14 protein-coding genes and 1 riboswitch are annotated in these 17,167 nt (G+C 71.2%); of the genes, 7 read left to right on the forward strand and 7 right to left on the reverse strand.

Going from position 1 to position 17,167, the window contains the following annotated elements:
* Window positions 1-141: 141 nt before the first annotated feature.
* The 7 genes from BM004_RS21245 (at window position 142) to BM004_RS21275 (ending at window position 9,080) form a co-directional block, all read left to right on the forward strand.
* The gene (locus BM004_RS21245) at window positions 142-444 is read left to right on the forward strand and encodes a hypothetical protein (protein WP_093216473.1); all 303 of its coding nucleotides are present in this window, start codon (window positions 142-144) and stop codon (window positions 442-444) included.
* Between the two features lie 37 nt (window positions 445-481).
* Window positions 482-759: riboswitch (cobalamin riboswitch) on the forward strand.
* A gap of 342 nt (window positions 760-1,101) precedes the next feature.
* Window positions 1,102-1,779: an energy-coupling factor ABC transporter permease gene (locus tag BM004_RS21250; RefSeq protein WP_093216475.1), complete on the forward strand. Its 678-nt coding sequence runs from the start codon at window positions 1,102-1,104 to the stop codon at window positions 1,777-1,779.
* Window positions 1,780-1,962: 183 nt separating this feature from the next.
* Window positions 1,963-3,030, forward strand: a complete 1,068-nt coding sequence (cobW, locus tag BM004_RS21255; RefSeq protein ID WP_093216477.1) for a cobalamin biosynthesis protein CobW — start codon at window positions 1,963-1,965, stop codon at window positions 3,028-3,030.
* A 12-nt stretch (window positions 3,031-3,042) separates the two neighbouring features.
* Window positions 3,043-6,861 carry a cobaltochelatase subunit CobN gene (gene cobN, locus BM004_RS21260; protein WP_093216479.1) on the forward strand — a complete coding sequence of 1,273 codons (3,819 nt, stop codon included), beginning with the start codon at window positions 3,043-3,045 and terminating at the stop codon, window positions 6,859-6,861.
* On the forward strand, window positions 6,858-7,937 hold the full coding sequence (locus BM004_RS21265; protein ID WP_093216480.1) for a magnesium chelatase ATPase subunit I: 1,080 nt from the start codon (window positions 6,858-6,860) through the stop codon (window positions 7,935-7,937). The genes cobN and BM004_RS21265 overlap by 4 nt, the downstream gene beginning before the upstream one ends.
* Window positions 7,938-8,077: 140 nt before the next feature.
* Window positions 8,078-8,587: a vWA domain-containing protein gene (locus tag BM004_RS21270; RefSeq protein WP_256219989.1), complete on the forward strand. Its 510-nt coding sequence runs from the start codon at window positions 8,078-8,080 to the stop codon at window positions 8,585-8,587.
* 133 nt (window positions 8,588-8,720) lie between these two features.
* Window positions 8,721-9,080: a DUF1090 family protein gene (locus tag BM004_RS21275; protein WP_093132111.1), complete on the forward strand. Its 360-nt coding sequence runs from the start codon at window positions 8,721-8,723 to the stop codon at window positions 9,078-9,080.
* Between the two features lie 16 nt (window positions 9,081-9,096).
* On the opposite strand, the gene BM004_RS21280 is transcribed toward BM004_RS21275, so the two are convergent.
* From BM004_RS21280 to BM004_RS21310, 7 genes are all read right to left on the reverse strand, one after another.
* Complete coding sequence (locus BM004_RS21280; RefSeq protein ID WP_093132113.1) at window positions 9,097-9,594, reverse strand: SET domain-containing protein; 498 nt, start codon at window positions 9,592-9,594, stop codon at window positions 9,097-9,099.
* A complete protein-coding gene (locus BM004_RS21285) occupies window positions 9,591-10,481 on the reverse strand; it encodes a GNAT family N-acetyltransferase (RefSeq protein WP_093216486.1) in 891 nt (296 codons plus the stop codon). The genes BM004_RS21280 and BM004_RS21285 overlap by 4 nt, the downstream gene beginning before the upstream one ends.
* Window positions 10,478-11,728 carry a GAF domain-containing sensor histidine kinase gene (locus BM004_RS21290; RefSeq protein WP_093216488.1) on the reverse strand — a complete coding sequence of 417 codons (1,251 nt, stop codon included), beginning with the start codon at window positions 11,726-11,728 and terminating at the stop codon, window positions 10,478-10,480. Before BM004_RS21290 ends, BM004_RS21285 begins: the two co-directional genes overlap by 4 nt.
* Before the next feature lie 53 nt (window positions 11,729-11,781).
* Window positions 11,782-12,735, reverse strand: a complete 954-nt coding sequence (locus BM004_RS21295) for an ABC transporter substrate-binding protein (protein WP_093216491.1) — start codon at window positions 12,733-12,735, stop codon at window positions 11,782-11,784.
* A 23-nt stretch (window positions 12,736-12,758) separates the two neighbouring features.
* On the reverse strand, window positions 12,759-13,610 hold the full coding sequence (locus tag BM004_RS21300; RefSeq protein WP_093216493.1) for a PA4780 family RIO1-like protein kinase: 852 nt from the start codon (window positions 13,608-13,610) through the stop codon (window positions 12,759-12,761).
* Window positions 13,607-14,710 carry a GNAT family N-acetyltransferase gene (locus BM004_RS21305; protein WP_256219976.1) on the reverse strand — a complete coding sequence of 368 codons (1,104 nt, stop codon included), beginning with the start codon at window positions 14,708-14,710 and terminating at the stop codon, window positions 13,607-13,609. Before BM004_RS21305 ends, BM004_RS21300 begins: the two co-directional genes overlap by 4 nt.
* A 376-nt stretch (window positions 14,711-15,086) precedes the next feature.
* Window positions 15,087-17,057, reverse strand: coding sequence for a reverse transcriptase family protein (locus BM004_RS21310; protein ID WP_256219977.1), 1,971 nt, complete (start codon window positions 17,055-17,057; stop codon window positions 15,087-15,089).
* Between the last annotated feature and the right edge of the window lie 110 nt (window positions 17,058-17,167).

Here is a 17,167-nt window from a genome sequence, read left to right on the forward strand (position 1 = left end):
TGTGTCCTGAAAAGGTTCTCTGACGGTCCCTGGAATCAACATTAGGTCGTGCCGCGGGCAGGCTCTGTAGGAGAAGCCCGGAAGCTGTCAACCGGACGCGTCCTCTACCCATTCACCTATCACCACCCCATCTTCAATCCCATGGCCACACCGAGAAACGTCGCGCTCACCGTCCATGAACTGGAGGCGGGTGAGTTCTATTGGGTGATCATGGAAGCGGTGGACGACAGGCCGGACATGCCCGATTCGCCCCATCCCGATGCTGCCGGCGCTGTCGACGCTGCCGCAGGCACCACCGGCACGCCCGGCGAAACCTCCCACGTGTACGTGCCGCTGGAAGCCGCCCACGAGCCCTACGCCACCTACTCGAACGCGCTGGTGGCGGGCGTCGCCGTGATGCGGCGGCTCTTCGGCACCGACGGCGCCAAGGCCGGCTCCCTATAATTTCGCCGGTTCGGTGTGCCGGTTCTTCCGGCGGCACCGATCCAAACGGTTCGAAGGTGCCCCGCCCGCCATCCCATGGCGCCGGGGTTAAACGGGAAGCAGGTGCGCCGCGTCATTGCCGATGCGGTCATTCCTGCGCTGCCCCCGCAACGGTCAGCGGATCGGAAATCCTCCAGCCAGCGCCTCCTCGAGGAGGCCGGCAGCCACTGCGCTTCGGCGTGGGAAGGCGAGGATTTCTGCCGCGGCGCGCACTGCACCAGTGCGCGCCGCGGCGCTCCGCAAGCCCGGATACCGGCCTTCGCAACCGCCTTCGGACGCTGCGGGAGTGCGTGTCCGGGCCTGCCGCCTTTCGCGCTTGCGCGGACCGCCGCAGTCCCTTCGCCTCTCCCGCTTCGTCCTTCATCGGTCGGGAGCCTGCGGGGACGCAGGCCGGAGGGGACATCTCATGGGTCAGGCATCTGCAGCGGCGCGCCATTGCGCGCACACTGCTTCACCGGACGCGTCGTTCCGGCCTTTCATGTCGTTCATGTCGTTCATGCCTCTCATTGAGACCGGGCCCGGCCTTCAGGCCCTCCGCCGCCTTCGCCCCATCGGCTGATACAGCAGGCGGCCAGCGCAATCAACTTTCGCACTGCGGTGCAACACAGGAGGTGCCAGATGCACATCGAACCCGGTCTCGTCGACGGATCCAAGATATTCCTCAGCTACGCCACGGCGGCCGCCGCGCTCGCGTACACGGGCAAGGTGGCCTTCGACAGCCTCATGAAGGACGGGCCCGCCGCCCTGGTGCTGCGCTCGGCCATTGCCGTGGCGCTGGTGTTCTGCTTCTTCGAGGTGCTGCCGCATCACCCCGTGGGCGTGTCCGAGGTGCACCTGATCCTGGGCACCACGCTGCTGCTGGTGTTCGGCCTGGCGCCCGCGGCCATCGGGCTGGCGGGCGGGCTGCTCATCCAGGGCCTGTTCTTCGAGCCGCAGGACATTCCGCAGTACGGCATGAACGTCACCACCCTGCTGGTGCCGCTGTTCGCCACGGCCGCGCTGGCGCAGCGGATCATTCCCAGGAACGTGGCCTATGTGGACCTGAGCTACCAGCAGGCCTTCAAGCTGTCGGTGGCCTACCAGGGCGGCATCGTGGTGTGGGTCGGCTTCTGGGCGCTCTTCGGGCGCGGCACGGGGCTCGAAAACCTGAGCCAGATCGCCAGCTTCGGCGCGGCCTACATGACGGTCGTGCTGGTCGAGCCGCTGGTCGACCTGGGCGTGCTGGCCGCCGCCAAGGGCTGGCGCCGCCTGCAGGGCTCGGTCTTCGTCGAGCGCCGCCTGTACGGCAGCACCTGACCCGCGGCCGTCGCCGGTCTCTCGGGCATGGCCCGGGCGGCGCGGCGCATCTCTGGAAAAATCCGAAGCTGGCGCGCCGTTGGGCGACCGGCTCCTGCTTCCCCGCATCTCCTGCTCACCATCTCCCGCCTGTTTCCCATCGGCCATCGGCCCTGGTCCCCCGGCGCCTGAAAGAACACCTCCATGACCCAAGCAAGCAACGCCAAGATCCCCGTCACCATCGTCACGGGCTTCCTGGGCAGCGGCAAGACCACGCTGCTGCGCCACATCCTCGGTAACGCAGAGGGCCGCCGCATCGCGGTGATCGTCAACGAGTTCGGCGAGCTCGGCATCGACGGCGAGATTCTTCGCGGCTGCGGCATCGGCTGCGACGACGACGGCAACGAGCGCGCGGGCGCGCTGTACGAGCTGGCCAACGGCTGCGTGTGCTGCACCGTGCAGGAAGAGTTCCTGCCCGTGATGCTGCAGCTGGCCGAGCGCCGCGGCGACATCGACGCGGTGCTCATCGAGACCTCGGGCCTCGCGCTGCCCAAGCCGCTGGTGCAGGCCTTCCAGTGGCCGGACATCGCGAACATCTTCACCGTCGATTCGGTGGTGACGGTGGTCGACGGCCCGGCCGCAGCCTCGGGCCAGTTCGCCGCGAACCCCGAAGCCGTGGACGAAGCCCGCCGCGCCGACCCCAACCTCGACCACGAGTCGCCGCTGCACGAGCTGTTCGAAGACCAGCTCTCCGCCGCCGACCTGGTGGTGCTCAACAAGACCGACCTGATGGACGACGCCACGCGCGCGCAGGTCGAGGCGCTGGTGCGCGAAGAGCTGCCGCCCGAGGTGAAGATCGTCGCCGCCACCGAAGGCAAGCTGCCGCTCGCGCTGCTGCTGGGCCAGGGCCGCGCGGCCGAGGCCACCATCCACCTGCGCGAAAGCCACCACGACCACGAGGAAGACCATGACCACGACGAGTTCGACTCGCTCGTGATCGAGCTGCCGCCCGTGGACCGCGACAGCCTGCTGGCCGTGCTCGCCAGGCTGGTCGAGCAGCACACCATCTACCGCGTGAAGGGTTTCGTGGCCATTCCGGGCAAGCCGATGCGCCTGCTGGTGCAGGGCGTGGGCCGCCGCTTCGACCATCACTTCGACCGCCGCTGGCGCGACGGCGAGGCGCAGCGCACGCGGCTCGTGTTCATCGGCGAAGACCTGGACGAGGCCGCGCTGCGCAAGGCGCTGGACGAGGCGAGCGCGGTCGCGGCCTGACGCGCCTGATCGATGCACCTGCTGAGCACCCAACCCGGCCGCTTCGTCGAGGACGACAGCGTCGTCACCCGGCTCGACCAGACGCCGGGCGACATCGTGGTGCTCAGCTCGGCCGACACCACGCTCGCGCTGCTTGCCGCGGCGCGCACGTCGCTGGCGGCCACCGACCCGGGCTACCCGTCGCTGCGGCTGGCCAACCTCATGTACCTGCGCCAGCCGGCCTCGCTCGACCTGTACATCGACGAGGTGCTGCAGCATGCGCGCGTGGTGGTGGTCGACCACCTCGGGGCGGAATCGGCCTGGGCCTACGGGCTGCAGCAACTCGAGAAGCTCGCCAAGCGCAAGGGCCAGCAGCTCGCCATGTTCTCGGGCGACCTGCAGGAAGACGAAGACCTGCTCGCGCGCGGCACCGTGCCGCGCGCGGTGAGCCGACAGCTGTGGCAGTACATGCGCAGCGGCGGCGCGGGCAATGCGATGCAGTTCCTGCGCTCGGTGGCTTTCCACGGCCTGGGCCATGGCGAGGCGCCGCTGCCGCCGCGCAGCCTGCCGCAGGTGGCGTTGCACGTGCCGGGCGGCATGGCCGCCGCGCACACGGTGGCGGGCATCGACGACCTGCGCGCCGGGTGGCACGAAGGTGCGCCGGTGGTGGCGCTGGTGTTCTACCGCTCGCACCTGCAGTCGGGCAACACCGTGGCCTTCGACGCGATGGCCGCGGCGTTGAGCGCCGAAGGGCTCAACCCGCTGCCGGTCGCGCTCGATTCGCTGAAAGACCCGCTGTGCCTGTCCGCGCTGCGCGAACTGTGTAGCGCGCATGACGTGCAGGTGGTGCTCAACACCACCGCGTTCGCCGCGCTCGGGCAGGGCGCGAAAGACGAACGAGGCGAAGGCCTCGCGCTGGCCGGCGACGCGCCGGTGCTGCAGGTCATCGTGAGCGGCGGCAACCGCGAGGACTGGCTGGCCGACAGCCAGGGCCTGCGCCCGCGCGACATCGCGATGCAGATCGCGCTGCCCGAGATGGACGGCCGTATCGTCACGCGCGCCGTGAGCTTCAAGGGCCTGTCGCACCGCTGCGAACTCACGCAGACCGAGGTGGTCAACTACCAGCCCGAGCCCGACCGCGTGGCCTTCGTGGCCGAGCTGGCGCGCCGCTGGTGCCGCCTGCGCAGCCTTGGCGCCGAAGACAAGCGCGTCGCGCTGATCCTGGCGAACTACCCGGGCAGCGGAGGCCGCATCGGCAGCGGCGTGGGGCTGGACACGCCGGCCTCGGTCATCGCCATCCTGCGCGCGATGCGCTGCGAGGGCTATGTGCTGGGCGAGGCCGATGCAATGCCCGAAGACGGCGACGCGCTCATGCGCAAGCTGCAGCAAGGCATTGCCAACGACCCCGCGCAATGGGCTTCGCGGCCCGCGTGGCAGAGCTACACGCTCGCCGACTACCGCGCGCGCCTGGCGGCCTTGCCCGAAGGCATGGCCGACGCCATCGACGCGCGCTGGGGCACGCCCGAGCAGGACCCGATGGTGCGCCAGGGCCGCTTCATGATCGCCGGGCTGCGGCTGGGCCGCGTGTTCGTCGGCATCCAGCCCGCGCGTTCCCTCGGCTCCATTGGCGCGGCCGACTACGCGAGCTACCACGACGCCGAGCTGGTGCCCCCGCACAGCTACCTCGCGTTCTATTTCTGGCTGCGCGACGTGTTCGCCATCGACGCGGTGGTGCACGTCGGCAAGCACGGCAACCTCGAATGGCTGCCGGGCAAGAGCCTGGCGCTGTCGCAGGCCTGCTGGCCCGACGCCATCCTCGGGCCGCTGCCCAACGTGTACCCCTTCATCGTGAACGACCCGGGCGAGGGCGCGCAGGCCAAGCGGCGCACGCAGGCGGTCATCGTCGACCACCTGATGCCGCCGCTCACGCGCGCCGAGAACCACGGGCCGCTGCAGGACCTGGAGCGCCAGGTCGACGAGTACTACGACGCGCTGCTGGTCGACGCGCGCCGCGCCAAGGTGCTGCGCGCGCAGATCCTGGCGGCGGTTCGCGCGCAGCACCTGGTCGAGGAACTGGGCATGCCCGGCGCGGAAGACGACGCCGTGCTCGCGCGCGTCGATGCCTACCTGTGCGAGCTGAAGGAAACGCAGATCCGCGACGGCCTGCATGTGTTCGGCGCGTCGCCGCAAGAACGCCTGCGGCGCGACACGCTGCTGGCGCTGGCCCGCTTCCCGGCGCTGGACGGCGCGGGCGCGAACGCCGGGCTGCTGGGTGCGCTGTCGCACGACCTGCTGCCGGGCGAGCACTTCGACCCGCTCGACATCGACGCGGCAAAGCCGTGGCAGGGCGCGCGCCCCGCGCTGCTGCAATCGGTCAGCGCCGATGCATGGCGGCACCACGGCGACACGCGCGAACGGCTGGAGCTGCTCGCGCAACGGTTGCTGGAAGAGGGCGCGTGCCCGCCGGACCTGCCGCGCACGACGGCCGTGATGGGCCGCGTCGAACACAGCCTGGCGCCCGCGCTCGACGCCTGCGGCGCGCAGGAGCTGCTGCAGCTCTCGCGCGCGCTGCAAGGCCGCTTCGTGCCACCCGGGCCGAGCGGCTCGCCCTCGCGCGGCCGGCCCGACGTGCTGCCCACCGGGCGCAACTTCTACGCGGTCGACACCCGCGCCATTCCCACGCCCACCGCCTGGATGCTGGGCCTCAAGTCGGCCGCGCAGCTGGTCGAGCGCCACCTGCAGGAGCACGGCGACTACCCGGTGGCCATGGGCCTGTCGGTGTGGGGCACGGCCACCATGCGCACCGGCGGCGACGACCTGGCGCAGGCCTTCGCGCTGATCGGCGTGCGGCCCAAGTGGGCGCCGGGCAGCCAGCGCGTGGTCGACTTCGAGGTGCTGCCCACGGTCGGCATCGGCCGCCCGCGCATCGACGTCACGCTGCGCATCTCGGGCTTCTTCCGCGATGCCTTTCCCAACGCCGTGCAGATGTTCGACGCCGCCGTGCAGGCCGTGGCCGCGCAGGAAGACGAGGACGCCGAGCGCAACCCGATCCGCGCGCGCATCCTGCGCGAAGCCGCCGCGCTGCAGGCGCAGGGCGTGGCACCCGAGGCCGCCCGCCTGCAGGCCGGCTGGCGCGTGTTCGGCTCCGCGCCCGGCAGCTACGGCTCGGGCCTGCAGCCGCTGTTCGACCACGGCACCTGGCAGACCGACGACGACCTGTCGAAGGCCTACGTCGGCGGCAGCGCGCATGCCTACGGGCAGGGCAGCGACGGCGTGCCGGCCACCGACGCGCTGGTGCGCCGCCTGCGCGCCATGAACGTGGTCATGCAGAACCAGGACAGCCGCGAGCACGACCTGCTCGACTCCAACGACTACTACCAGTTCCAGGGCGGCATGGCCGCCGCCGTGCGCCACCTGAGCGGCCGGCAGCCGGCGATGTACCACGGCGACCACGGCAACCCGCAGGCGCCGCGCGTGCGCACGCTGAAGGAAGAAATCAGCCGCGTGATCCGCTCGCGCGTGGTCAACCCGAAGTGGATCGACGGCGTGAAGCGCCACGGCTACAAGGGCGCCTTCGAGATGGCCGCCACGGTGGACTACCTGTTCGGCTTCGACGCCACCGCGCGCGTGGTCGGCGACCACCAGTACGCCATGGTGGCCGACGCCTACGTGCTCGACGACGCCACGCGCGACTTCGTGCGCGAGCACAATCCGCGCGCGCTGCACGACATGCTCAGCCGCCTGCTCGAAGCCATGCAGCGCGGCCTGTGGCAGTCGCCCGGCGACTACAAGCCCCAATTGGAAAACCTGCTGCTCGACCAGGAGCAGCGGATGGAAGGAAGCCCCCGATGACCACTGCCGCCCCGATGCCGGTGCCGTTCCCTTTTTCCGCGATCGCGGGCCAGCCGCGGCTGCGCCAGGCGCTGCTGTTGGCGGCGGTCGATCCCGCACTGGGCGGCGTGCTGATCGAAGGCCCGCGCGGCACCGCCAAGACCACGGCCGCGCGTGCGCTGGCCGAGCTGCTGCCCGGTGCGCCCTTCGTCACGCTGCCGCTGGGCGCGAGCCTCGAAAGCCTGGTCGGCACGCTCGACCTGGGGCACGCGCTGGCGGGGCACGAACTGAAGTTCGCGCCCGGCCTGCTGGCGCGCGCGCACGGCGGCGTGCTGTACGTGGACGAGATCAACCTGCTGCCCGACGCGCTGATCGATTCGCTGCTCGACGCGGCCGCCAGCGGCGTGAACGTGGTGGAGCGCGACGGCATCTCGCACCGGCATGCCGCGCGCTTCGTGCTGGTGGGCACCATGAACCCGGAAGAGGGCACGCTGCGCCCGCAGTTGCTCGACCGCTTCGGGCTGTGCGTTCAGCTGCGCAACATCGAGGACGCGGCCGAGCGCAAGGCCATCGTGCGCGAGCGGCTGGCCTTCGATGCCGACCCGCAGGGCTTCCGTGCGAAGCATGCGCAGGAAGAAGCCGAGCTGGCCGCCGCGCTGGTTCGCGCCCGTGCGCGGCTGGCCGACGCGTCCGCGCTGCCTTACGGCGATGCGGTGCACGAGGCGGTCGGCGCGCTGTGCATCGACGCCGGTGTCGACGGGCTGCGCGCCGACCTGGTCATGCTGCGCTCGGCGCGCGCGCTCGCGGCATGGGAAGAGGCGGCGGCCATCGCCGTCGACCATGTGCAACGCGCGGCCGAGGCGGTGCTGCTGCATCGCCGCAAGCCCGGATCGGCCAGCGCACCGCCGGCGGCTGCGCCCATGTCCGCGCCTTCGGCGGCGCCGCGCAATGCGCCGCCGAAGGGCTCGACCGGCCCGACCGGCGCAGCTGATGAAGACTGGGGCGCCATGCCGCCCGAGCCCGTCGGCATCGAGCGCGTGAAGCCGTTGCGTCCGCTGATTTCCGCGCAGCAGCAGGCCGCCCCAAAAAAAGCCTGAGCCTCCGGGACACCGCACCCGCTGGCGCGCGCCAGGGTGAACGGAGGCAGAGCACGCAAAGGGACGCATGGCACGGGGCCGCGCCGCAAGGCACGGCCTTCGACTGGCCGCGCACCTTCGCGGCCCGCGGCGCCGGCGCGCTGCGCGCCGAACACCTGCGCCATCGCCCGCGGGAGGCGCGCAGCGGTGCGCTGCATTGCTTCCTGCTCGACTGCTCGGCCTCGATGCGCGACGACGGCAACCTCGCGCGCGCCAAGGGCCTGCTGCTCGCGCTGATGCAGGAGGCCTACCAGCGCCGCGACCATGTGGCGCTGCTGTGCTTTGCCGGCGAGGTGGTCGAGCTGCGCCTGCCGCCGCGCCGCGCCAGCGCCTGGAACGACGACTGGGTCGCGCCCATTGCGGCGGGCGGCGGCACGCCGCTGGCGCTGGGGGTGCTGCGCGCCGAGCAGCTGCTGGCGAAGAGCGAGTCGCGCCAGCGCTGGCTGTGGCTCCTGACCGACGGCCGCACCGGCGAAAGCCCCGCGCGGCCCGAAGCGGCCGACGTGGCCTGCGTGGTGGACTTCGAGGCGGCGCGCGTGCCGCTGCACCGTGCGAGGCAGCTTGCCGAGCGCTGGGACGCGCGCTACCTCACGCCGGATTCGGCGGCCTGAGGCGCGGGCCCCAGCGCTGCTTCAGGCCGCCCGCTCGGGCGTGTGCGGACGGGTGGCCCGAGACGAAATGCATGGCCGGTGCTGCCCGAGGGCTGTACGGCGCTGGAGCGGGAAAGTTCGGGTACCGTGCGGCATGCTTTTGAAACCCTGCTTCCTGGCCCTTGCGTTGACCCTGGCCGCGCCTGCCTTCGCACAGCCGGGGCCATCCGCGCCACGCGCATTGCCCGCGCCGTCGTTGCAAGGGGAGGACTGCAAGGCGCAGGAGGCCTTGCTCGAGCGCGACATGGACCTGGCCCGCTCCCGGGGCCAGATGCTGCGCCGCCGCGAGCTGGCCGATGCATTGGGCACGCTGCAGGCGCAGTGCAAGCTGCCGGCCGTGGCGCAGGGCCGCGAAGCGCGCATCGAACGGCTGGAGCAGGACATCCGCATGCTGCGCTCGGAGCTCGAGCAGGCGGAAGCGCAATTGCGCACGCTGCGCGCCGAACCGCGCTGACGGCCCCGCCGGAGCGTCAGGACGCGGTCGGTCCGGCTTCCTCCGCCACGGTGTCGGCCGGCGCCAGCATCGTTCCGCGGCAGCCCGGCGCGCCGCAATGGCAGGGGTACTTCGACGGCGGCGAGCCGTCGTCGGCTGTCAGGGAGTAGTCGATGAACAGCTCGTCGCCCGCGTCCACTTCCATCAGCGTCTGGAACCTCAGCACCAGCTCGCCGCTTTCGTCGTATTCCTCGACCGCCTCGCAGTTCGGCTCGCACGAATGGTTCAGGTGCCGCGTGGCGTTGCCGCCCTTGGCGCCGTCGATGGTTTCCTGGTTCGTCAGCGTGAACAGGTAGGTGAGCTGGTCGTCCCACACCTTGGTGGCGATCTCGGCCTTGGTGTAGCGGCGGCCTTCGTAGAGGCCCAGGAAGGCCTCGGCCGGCAGGTCGCGCGTGGCGAAGGCGCCGAGGCCGTGCACGCCGCTGGGGCCCACCCGCACGAAAGGGGTGGACGAGGTTCGCTTGTGATGCTTCATGGGGAAAGAGGGAAAACGGTGGGGGCGTCGGGCGCAGCCTGAAGTGTCAACGCCATTTCGACCTGGCGGACGACCGGCGCCGCGCCGCGCGCGGTAACAGCACGAAAAAAAGGACTGCCGCAGGGCTCGTCGACCAGCCGCCAGCGCACGCCGGGGCGCGCGAGGGCCAGCATGTCGAGCAGCCGGTGGGCCGCGTCTTCGCCGACGGCGGCCGCGTCGAGCAGCACGCCCTGCGGGTCTTCCGGGCGCGGCAGGACGGCATAGGCCAGCGTGGCCGCGCCTTGCCGCACGCCGAGCGCCAGCGCGCCTTCGCGGGCGATGGCGTCCTGCACGGTGGGCAGCTCGCGGCGCCACGTCGGGCGGCACAGGGCGCTGCAGGCGTGGTGCACGGCGGCCAGCGTGGCGGCGTCGAGCGCATGGGCGGTCGCGGGTGCCGGGGCGCGGGGTTCGGCGGTCCACTCGAGCACTTCGAGCGTGCGGAGCGCCTCGAAGCCGGCCTGCCGGTACAGCGCGCGGGCCGGGTTCTGCTCGATCACCTCGAGCAAGGCCTGCCGGATGCGGGCCTGCGAGAAAGCCGCGACCTGCGCGCCGATCAGCTGCTGGCCGAGCCCTTGCCGCCGGTGCGAGCCGGCGATGCCGAAGCCCGCGAGATACCCGCGCTCCCCGCGACGCCCGGCCAGCGAGATGCCGCAAGCCTGGCCATCGGCCGCCACCAGCACGCGCGACAGCGCCAGCGCGACGCCGGCGCGCCGCAGGTGGCGCTCGAAGCGCTGCGCGTCGAACGCGATCGGCACGAAATAGCCTTCGTAGGCGCGGTTCCAGAGTTCGGTGAGTTCGTCCCGCCCGAAGTCCGACGCGGGAACCGCCGCAGTGCCCGCCACCGTCATGCCGCCGGGATCGTCACGAGGAACCGTGTGCCCTGGTCCGCGCAGGACGTGACCTGCAGCGTGCCGCCATGGCCGGCGACGATTTCCGATGCGATGTACAGGCCCAGCCCGAGCCCGCCGCCGGGCTTGCTGTGCGCGGGGCGCCAGTAGGGCTGGAAGATCTTGGTCAGGTCGTCCGGCGGGATCGGCGTGCCGCCGTTGGTGACCGAGAGCACGAGCTTGTCGCCCTCGATGGCGGCGCGCACCGCAATCGGCCGGTCGGGCGCGCCGTGCGTCACCGCATTGCCGATGAGGTTGGACAGCACCTGCTGGATGCGCCCCTGGTCGCAGCGCACCGCGCCGTTGATGGCGATGTCGTCGCGGATGTCGAGCTGTGGGTTGGCCGCGCGCACCTCGTCGACCACGTCCTTCAGGCCCGAGGCCAGGAAGTCGGCCTCGCGCAGGCTCAGGCCCATGCCCGAGCCCAGGCGCACGCGCGCGAAGTCGAGCACGTCGTCGATCAGCCCCGACATGCGCCGCGTGCTGGCCTTGAGCCGGGTGCCGAGCTTCACCAGCTCGGGCTCCGACTCGCGGCGCACCAGCAGCTCGGCCGTGGCGCCCACCGCCGACAGCGGGTTGCGCAGGTCGTGGCCCAGCACGGCGATGAACTGTTCGCGCAGCTCGGCCGTGGTGCGTTCGGATTGCAGCGCGCTCTCGGTGCGCTCCTGGCGGTCTTCGTTCTCGAGCTGGCGCGCGATGAGGTCGGCGAAGGCGGTGAACATCGACACCACGCGCGCGTCGGACAGCACCGCCGGGCGCGGGTCGATGGCGCACAGGTTGCCGAAGTAGTCGCCGTTGCTGTGGATGATGGGCACCGAGATGTAGCTCTCGATGTTGTACATGCGCGGCGTGTGGTGGTCGAAGTACACCGGGTCGGTGCTGGCGCGGTCGATCACCACCGGCTCGCGCGCTGCGCGCGACTCGCTGCACAGCGTGGTCTCCACCTTCAGCTGGCCGCCGGGCAGCAGCCCGAACTGGATGTTGTCTTCCACCGCGCAGGCGGTCCAGGTGCCGTCGGTCACGCGGGCCACGGCGGCAAAGCCCATGCCGGTGTTCTGGCAGATGATCTTCAGCAGCGAGGGCACGGCGCTGATGCGCCCGATGGCCGCCACGTCCCGCGCGATGGCTTCGGCGGAGTCGACGAGTTCAACAAGGCCGGGACGGTCGGAGTGGTCGGGGCGGTCGGAAGGGGCGGAGCTGGGCGTCAAGGTAAGTCAATGGTACGACAGGGCCCGCGGCCTGCGGGGCCGTGCCAGGGCGCTCAGGGCTTGCCATCGCCCAGCGAGGCCAGGCAGGCCACGATGGCGTCGGCCGCCTCGTCCAGCCTCGGGCCGGGACGCATCATCAGGTCGAAGCGCGCCGAGGCGAAGCTGCAGACCCGCCCGCGCTGGATGGCCGACATGGCCGACCAGCCGGGGCGCCCGGCCATGGCCGAGATCTCGCCCAGCGCCGACACCATCAGCACGTCGGGGTTGGCGCGCACCACGAACTCGGGGCTCATCTTGGGGAAGGGGCCCAGCGTGCCGGGCACCGCATTGCCCAGGCCCAGGCGCGCCAGGGTCTCGCCGATGAACGAGCTTTCGCTGGCCGCCGCCATGCCGCCGTGCACCTCGAAGTACACGCGCCGGCCCTGCCAGCCGGCCGGCACGCGGGCGCGCGCGGCGTCCAGCCCGGCGTCGAGCTTGCGCCAGAAGGCCTCGCCCGCGCCGGGGCGGCCGGTGGCGCGGGCCACGGTCTCCATCACGCGGCGCATGTCGGCATGGGTCTTGGCGTCGAGCGCCAGCACCTTCAGCCCCAAGCGCTCCAGCGGCTCGGCGGCGCGGCTGCGCGGGCGCAACAGCACCAGGTCGGGCTTGAGCGCGACGATGCGCTCGATGTTGGCGTCGTCGATGCCACCCACCTGCGGCAGGCCCTTCACCGAGGCCGGCCAGTTGGCGTGGCGGTCGATGCCCACCAGCCGGTCGCAGGCGTCCAGCGCGCAGACGGTCTCGGTCAGCGAAGGCATCAGCGACACGATGCGCCGCGCCGGCCCCTGCAGCTCGACCGTGGTGCCGCGGTCGTCTTCCAGGCGGATGCCGGGTGCGGCCTGCGCCGCCGGCCCCAGGCCTGGGGCCAGGAAGGCGACGAAGGCCGCTGCCTTCGCAACCCGGCGGGCGGTGGCGGACAGCGGCTGGCGCCAGTTCGGGGCGGGGTTCGGCAGGGCGGTGGAGGTCATCGGCGGCAGGAAAGAGGGCCGCGCTATTGTCGCGGCGTCTGCATCCGCAGCAGGCGCGCCGCTTCTTCCATGCGCGCGTCTTCCACCTCGCGCAGCACGTTGCCCAGGTCGACCGGGCCGCTCTCGCGCACGAAGGTGCCCGTGAGCTCGGTCTCGGGGCGCAGCAGGCCGCGCTCGTACAGCTGCCAGATCTCGTCGCCGTAGTGCGTGCGCAGCAGCGCGGGTTCGTACTGGCCGAAGAAGTTGCGCAGGTTCTCCACGTCGCGCAGCAGCATGCGCCGGGCGTGGTTGTTGCCCGCGGCGTCCACGGCCTGCGGCAGGTCGATGATGACGGGGCCGTCCCCGGCCAGCAGCACGTTGAACTCCGAGAGGTCGCCGTGCACCACGCCCGCGCACAGCATGCGCATCACCTCGCGCAGCAGGCTGGCGTGGTGGCGCAGGGCGTCTTCGGGCGAGAACGCCACGTCGTTCAGGCGCGGGGCGGCATCGCCGTTGGCGTCGGTCACCAGGTCCATCAGCAGCACGCCTTCGAGGAAGTTGTGCGGCGTGGGCACGCGCACGCCGGCGGCGGCCAGCCGGTAGAGCGCATCGACCTCGGCGCTCTGCCAGATCGCCTCGGTCACCTGGCGGCCGAACTTGGTGCCCTTGGCCATGGCGCGCGCCTCGCGGGTGTTCTTCACGCGGCGGTTCTCGGTGTAGTCGACGGCCTGGCGGAAGCTGCGCTTGTCGGCCTCCTTGTAGACCTTGGCGCAGCGCGTCTCCTCGCCGCAGCGCACCACGTAGACCATGGCCTCCTTGCCGCTCATGAGCTGGCGCACGACGGTGTCGATGAGTCCTTCGTCGATCAATGCCTGCAGTCGTTGGGGCGCTTTCATGGGCGTTCCTCCTGTGTTTCTTGTTGGGTTGCCATGGGGTTTGCCGGCCGGGGCGGGCTGGCCTGGCGGGTCGAGAGGAATGCGCTCAGGCGCTCCCTGCCGACCTGGTACGCCCCATCATGCCTGTGCGGTGCAAAGCCCAATTGCCGGTTGATGGCGAGCATGGGCGCGTTGACCTCGGCGTTGCTGGTCACGGCCAGCGTCACCTGCGGGTGGCGCTCGCGCACGAGCTGCAGCATCGCGGCCTTCACGCCCTTGGCCAGTCCCTTGCCGCGCCAGCGGCGCGCCACGGCGGTGAGGTTCTGGTACATGCGCTCGGGGAAGCGCGGGCTCCAGTTGGCGTCGCACACGGCGGCCACTTCGTCGTTGCTGTCGAGCAGCAGCACGAGCAGGTGGTCGCCGCCGCGCTGGTCCAGGTCGGCATACCAGGTGTGGTAGCCCTCGAGGTCGTAGCGCAGCGGCGGCCGCTCGAGGTTGCCGGTGGGCGCGTCGTCCAGCAGCGCGGACAGCGGCGCCATCAGCGTGGCCAGCCGCTCGAAGGGCACGCGGCCTGCGTGCACCTCGGCGCGCAGGCCGTGCGCGGGCGCGAAGCCTTCGGCGCGCCAGCGGGCGAGCGCCTGCCAGTCGAGCCCGGCAAAGGCCATGCGGTTCTCCACGCTGCGGTACTTCTGCGTGGCACCGATGGCCTGCAGGAAGGCATGGCCTTCGGGCAGGTGCGTTCGCAGCGTTGCCACGCGCTTGCCGTGCGCATCCATCAACGCCAGCAACGCATGCAGCAGGGCGGTGGCCACGCCGCGCCGCTGGTGCGCGCGCAGCACGCCGCCCCATGCGTCGATGAAGGGCGCGAAGGCTTCGCAGTCGGGCGTGCCTTCGCGGCGAAAGCTCGCATTCAGGCTGCCCATCAATTCACCGTGCGGGCCGACCGCCAGCATGCGGTGGGAAACGTGCAGCGGGTCTGCCCTGAGCACGTTGTGCCGGGTGTCGGCATCGTTGGGCACGGGCTCGCCCGGATGGTCTTCCTCATGGCGCAGGCGCCAGTACGCGAGGGCGCGGTCCCAGTCGGCTTCGCTCGCGCGCTGGGGATCGAAAACAGCGGTCACGGTATGCCGCGCATGTGCGGCACGGGTTTCAAGCATGGTGGGCCTTGGCTCGACAAAATGAACGGGGCACCGCCGGCACATGCGTGCGGGCGGCGGCGTTTTTTTTGAAAAGGAGCGGCTTGGGGCGAGGTGCTCGCGAAGGCCGAAAGGCTCCGCGGGGCAGACCGACGACGCGATGAACGCGCGAACTACAGGTTCGGAGTCAGTTCAGCACAGGCCCGACAAACCGCACGTTGGTAGGGGCTTGAATTGCAGTGTCTTCCATTGCGCACCTCCGCTTTCTGTGTGGTTGTCGAAGCGACGAATGTAGCGGCCTTGCCCTGCGCTGTGAAGCGGCGTGTGGTTTTTGGCGCAGCCCGGCACCGTCGGCATGCCTTCAGTTCTTCAGGCTGTGCACGAGCGCGGCCAGCGCCGAAGACACCACCACCGCCGCGATGAAGTTGCCCCAGCCGGTCTTGCGCCGCAGGAAGTTGCCGACGAACACGCCGCCCGTGAGCAGCCAGATCAACGGGCTCGATCCTGAAAGGAACACCGAGACCACGTAGAGCGCCTGCACCATCATGCTGAAGATCCAGGCGATGTGGGAGGTGGGGCCTGGCGCGGCGGGTGCGTCGGCCGCAGCAGGTGCAGCAGGCGTGCCAGGTCCCGATGACGTCGGTGCGGCGGCAGGCCTTGCGGACGCCGGTGGCGCCGCCGCCGCGGCGGCCTGTGCCCGCGCGGCTTCGCGCTGCGCCTTCTTTTCCTCGGCGATCTGCTCGGCGGTTTTCTCCAGCACCGGCGCGCCCGCTTGCGCGGGCTGCCACCATGCCGGCCAGGGTGCCTGGCCCGCGGCGGACTGTGCGCGGAAGTGGCCCGCGGGGAGCTTGCGCTGTGCGGGCACCTGCGCGGCCGGTGCCGCCGCAGGTGCGGTTGCCGCTGCGCCGCCCTTGTGCCTGTCGGCCAGCGCGCGCACGCGCTGCAGATAGGGCGCGCCGCGCGCCGGGTCGGCCATCGCGATGAAGTTCGCATAGCCGCGCAGCGCGCCGATCACGTCGGTGTTGCCGTTCCATTGCAGGCCCTGCGGCCCGTGGCGTTCGGCCTGGTGCAGCACCGCGCGAAAGCGCCGCAGCGTGTCGCGGTCGGTCGATAGCTTGTCGTTCACCACGATGCCCGTCACGTGCTGCTGGCGGTGCCGGCGCATCACCTGCTGCTTGTCGGGGTGCACCGTGAGGCCTTCGCTCGCCACGATCTGCTTCACGCGCCACAGCAGCTTGCCGGCGTCGCGGCTGTGCGCGGGGTCGGCCGAGAAGGTCAGGTCGTCGGCATAGCGGGTGTAGCGAAAACCCAGCTTCGCGGCGCTTGCGGCCAGCCGCGCGTCGAGCCGGCGGCACAGCAGGTTGGTGAGCATCGGGCTCGTGGGCGCGCCCTGCGGCAGCACGCGTTCGCCGCGCGCGACGAAGTAGCGCCGGCCGTCCAGCTGCACCTCGTCGGTCGGCGCCTCGGTGCACACCAGCGCCAGCAGGCTCGCTACCTGCGAGGAGTAGCCGAGCTGGCGGAACACGCCGCGCACGCGGCGCATGCCGATCGACGGAAAGAAGTCCTTCAGGTCGAGGTTGATCACCACGTCCTGCCCCACGTGCGGCGCCGCGTTGCTGAGGATCGAGCGGCCCGGCAGGAAGCCGTGCACCGCCTCGTGCACCGGCATCTTCGCCAGGATGTTGTCGAGCACCCAGTACTGCGCGCGCTTCATGCGCGGCATGGGCGCGGAGATGTGGCGCTCGCCGCCGCTCTTCTTGGCGATGGTGAAGCGCTGGTAGTGGCTCACGCTGGCCACTTCGCGGTGCCAGGCCAGGAAGCGCAGCTCGCCCAGGCCGATGCCCATGGCCTGCGCAAGATCGCTCGCCACGTCCATGGCGGGCAGCGCGTTGCGTGCCAGCGCCTGGCTGTCGCTGTGCGCTTCGTTGAGGCCGCCCGACACGCCGTCGCCCACGTAGAGCAGCTCGCGCTGGCGCCGGTCGTGCCAGGCCACGGCGCGCGCATGGCGGCCCTGCGCCAGGCGCTGGCGGGTTTCCTCGCGGCGCTCGCGGGCCTTGGCCATGCGCTCCTTGCGCATCATCTTCAGCGCGCGGTCGCGGTCCTCGATGCCGCGCAGCTCGTCGCCGAGCTGCGTCAGCGCGCCTTGCAGTTCGCTCTCGCGGCGCATCAGCTGCACCTCGACCGAGGGTTGCGCCGCGTCCTGCGGCCAGAAGCCCAGGCGCTGCATTTCCTCGAGGATGACTTCCTGCTTCGAACCCTTGCGGATGCGCTCGTACAGCTGCTCGCGCGTGAGCGCCGAGTCGGGAATGGAAGAGGCGGGGGGAGACTGCATGGTCATGGGGTCATGGCGCTGCGCCACCGGCCGATGCACTGCTGGAAAAAATTGCGAACGAAGCGGGAATCTCGTCGAAGAGCCTCGGGACTGGAGGGCTCCACTCGACG

It is taken from the genome of Variovorax sp. OK212 (assembly GCF_900112425.1).
Classification (GTDB): domain Bacteria; phylum Pseudomonadota; class Gammaproteobacteria; order Burkholderiales; family Burkholderiaceae_C; genus Variovorax.

Bases quoted from the DNA above. Each gene is read 5' to 3' on its own strand.
- BM004_RS21245 (WP_093216473.1), top strand. From the start codon at position 142: ATGGCCACACCGAGAAACGTCGCGCTCACCGTCCATGAACTGGAGGCG.
- BM004_RS21250 (WP_093216475.1), top strand. From the start codon at position 1,102: ATGCACATCGAACCCGGTCTCGTCGACGGATCCAAGATATTCCTCAGC.
- cobW (WP_093216477.1), top strand. From the start codon at position 1,963: ATGACCCAAGCAAGCAACGCCAAGATCCCCGTCACCATCGTCACGGGC.
- cobN (WP_093216479.1), top strand. From the start codon at position 3,043: ATGCACCTGCTGAGCACCCAACCCGGCCGCTTCGTCGAGGACGACAGC.
- BM004_RS21265 (WP_093216480.1), top strand. From the start codon at position 6,858: ATGACCACTGCCGCCCCGATGCCGGTGCCGTTCCCTTTTTCCGCGATC.
- BM004_RS21275 (WP_093132111.1), top strand. From the start codon at position 8,721: ATGCTTTTGAAACCCTGCTTCCTGGCCCTTGCGTTGACCCTGGCCGCG.
- BM004_RS21280 (WP_093132113.1), bottom strand. From the start codon at position 9,594: ATGAAGCATCACAAGCGAACCTCGTCCACCCCTTTCGTGCGGGTGGGC.
- BM004_RS21285 (WP_093216486.1), bottom strand. From the start codon at position 10,481: ATGACGGTGGCGGGCACTGCGGCGGTTCCCGCGTCGGACTTCGGGCGG.
- BM004_RS21295 (WP_093216491.1), bottom strand. From the start codon at position 12,735: ATGACCTCCACCGCCCTGCCGAACCCCGCCCCGAACTGGCGCCAGCCG.
- BM004_RS21300 (WP_093216493.1), bottom strand. From the start codon at position 13,610: ATGAAAGCGCCCCAACGACTGCAGGCATTGATCGACGAAGGACTCATC.
- BM004_RS21310 (WP_256219977.1), bottom strand. From the start codon at position 17,057: ATGCAGTCTCCCCCCGCCTCTTCCATTCCCGACTCGGCGCTCACGCGC.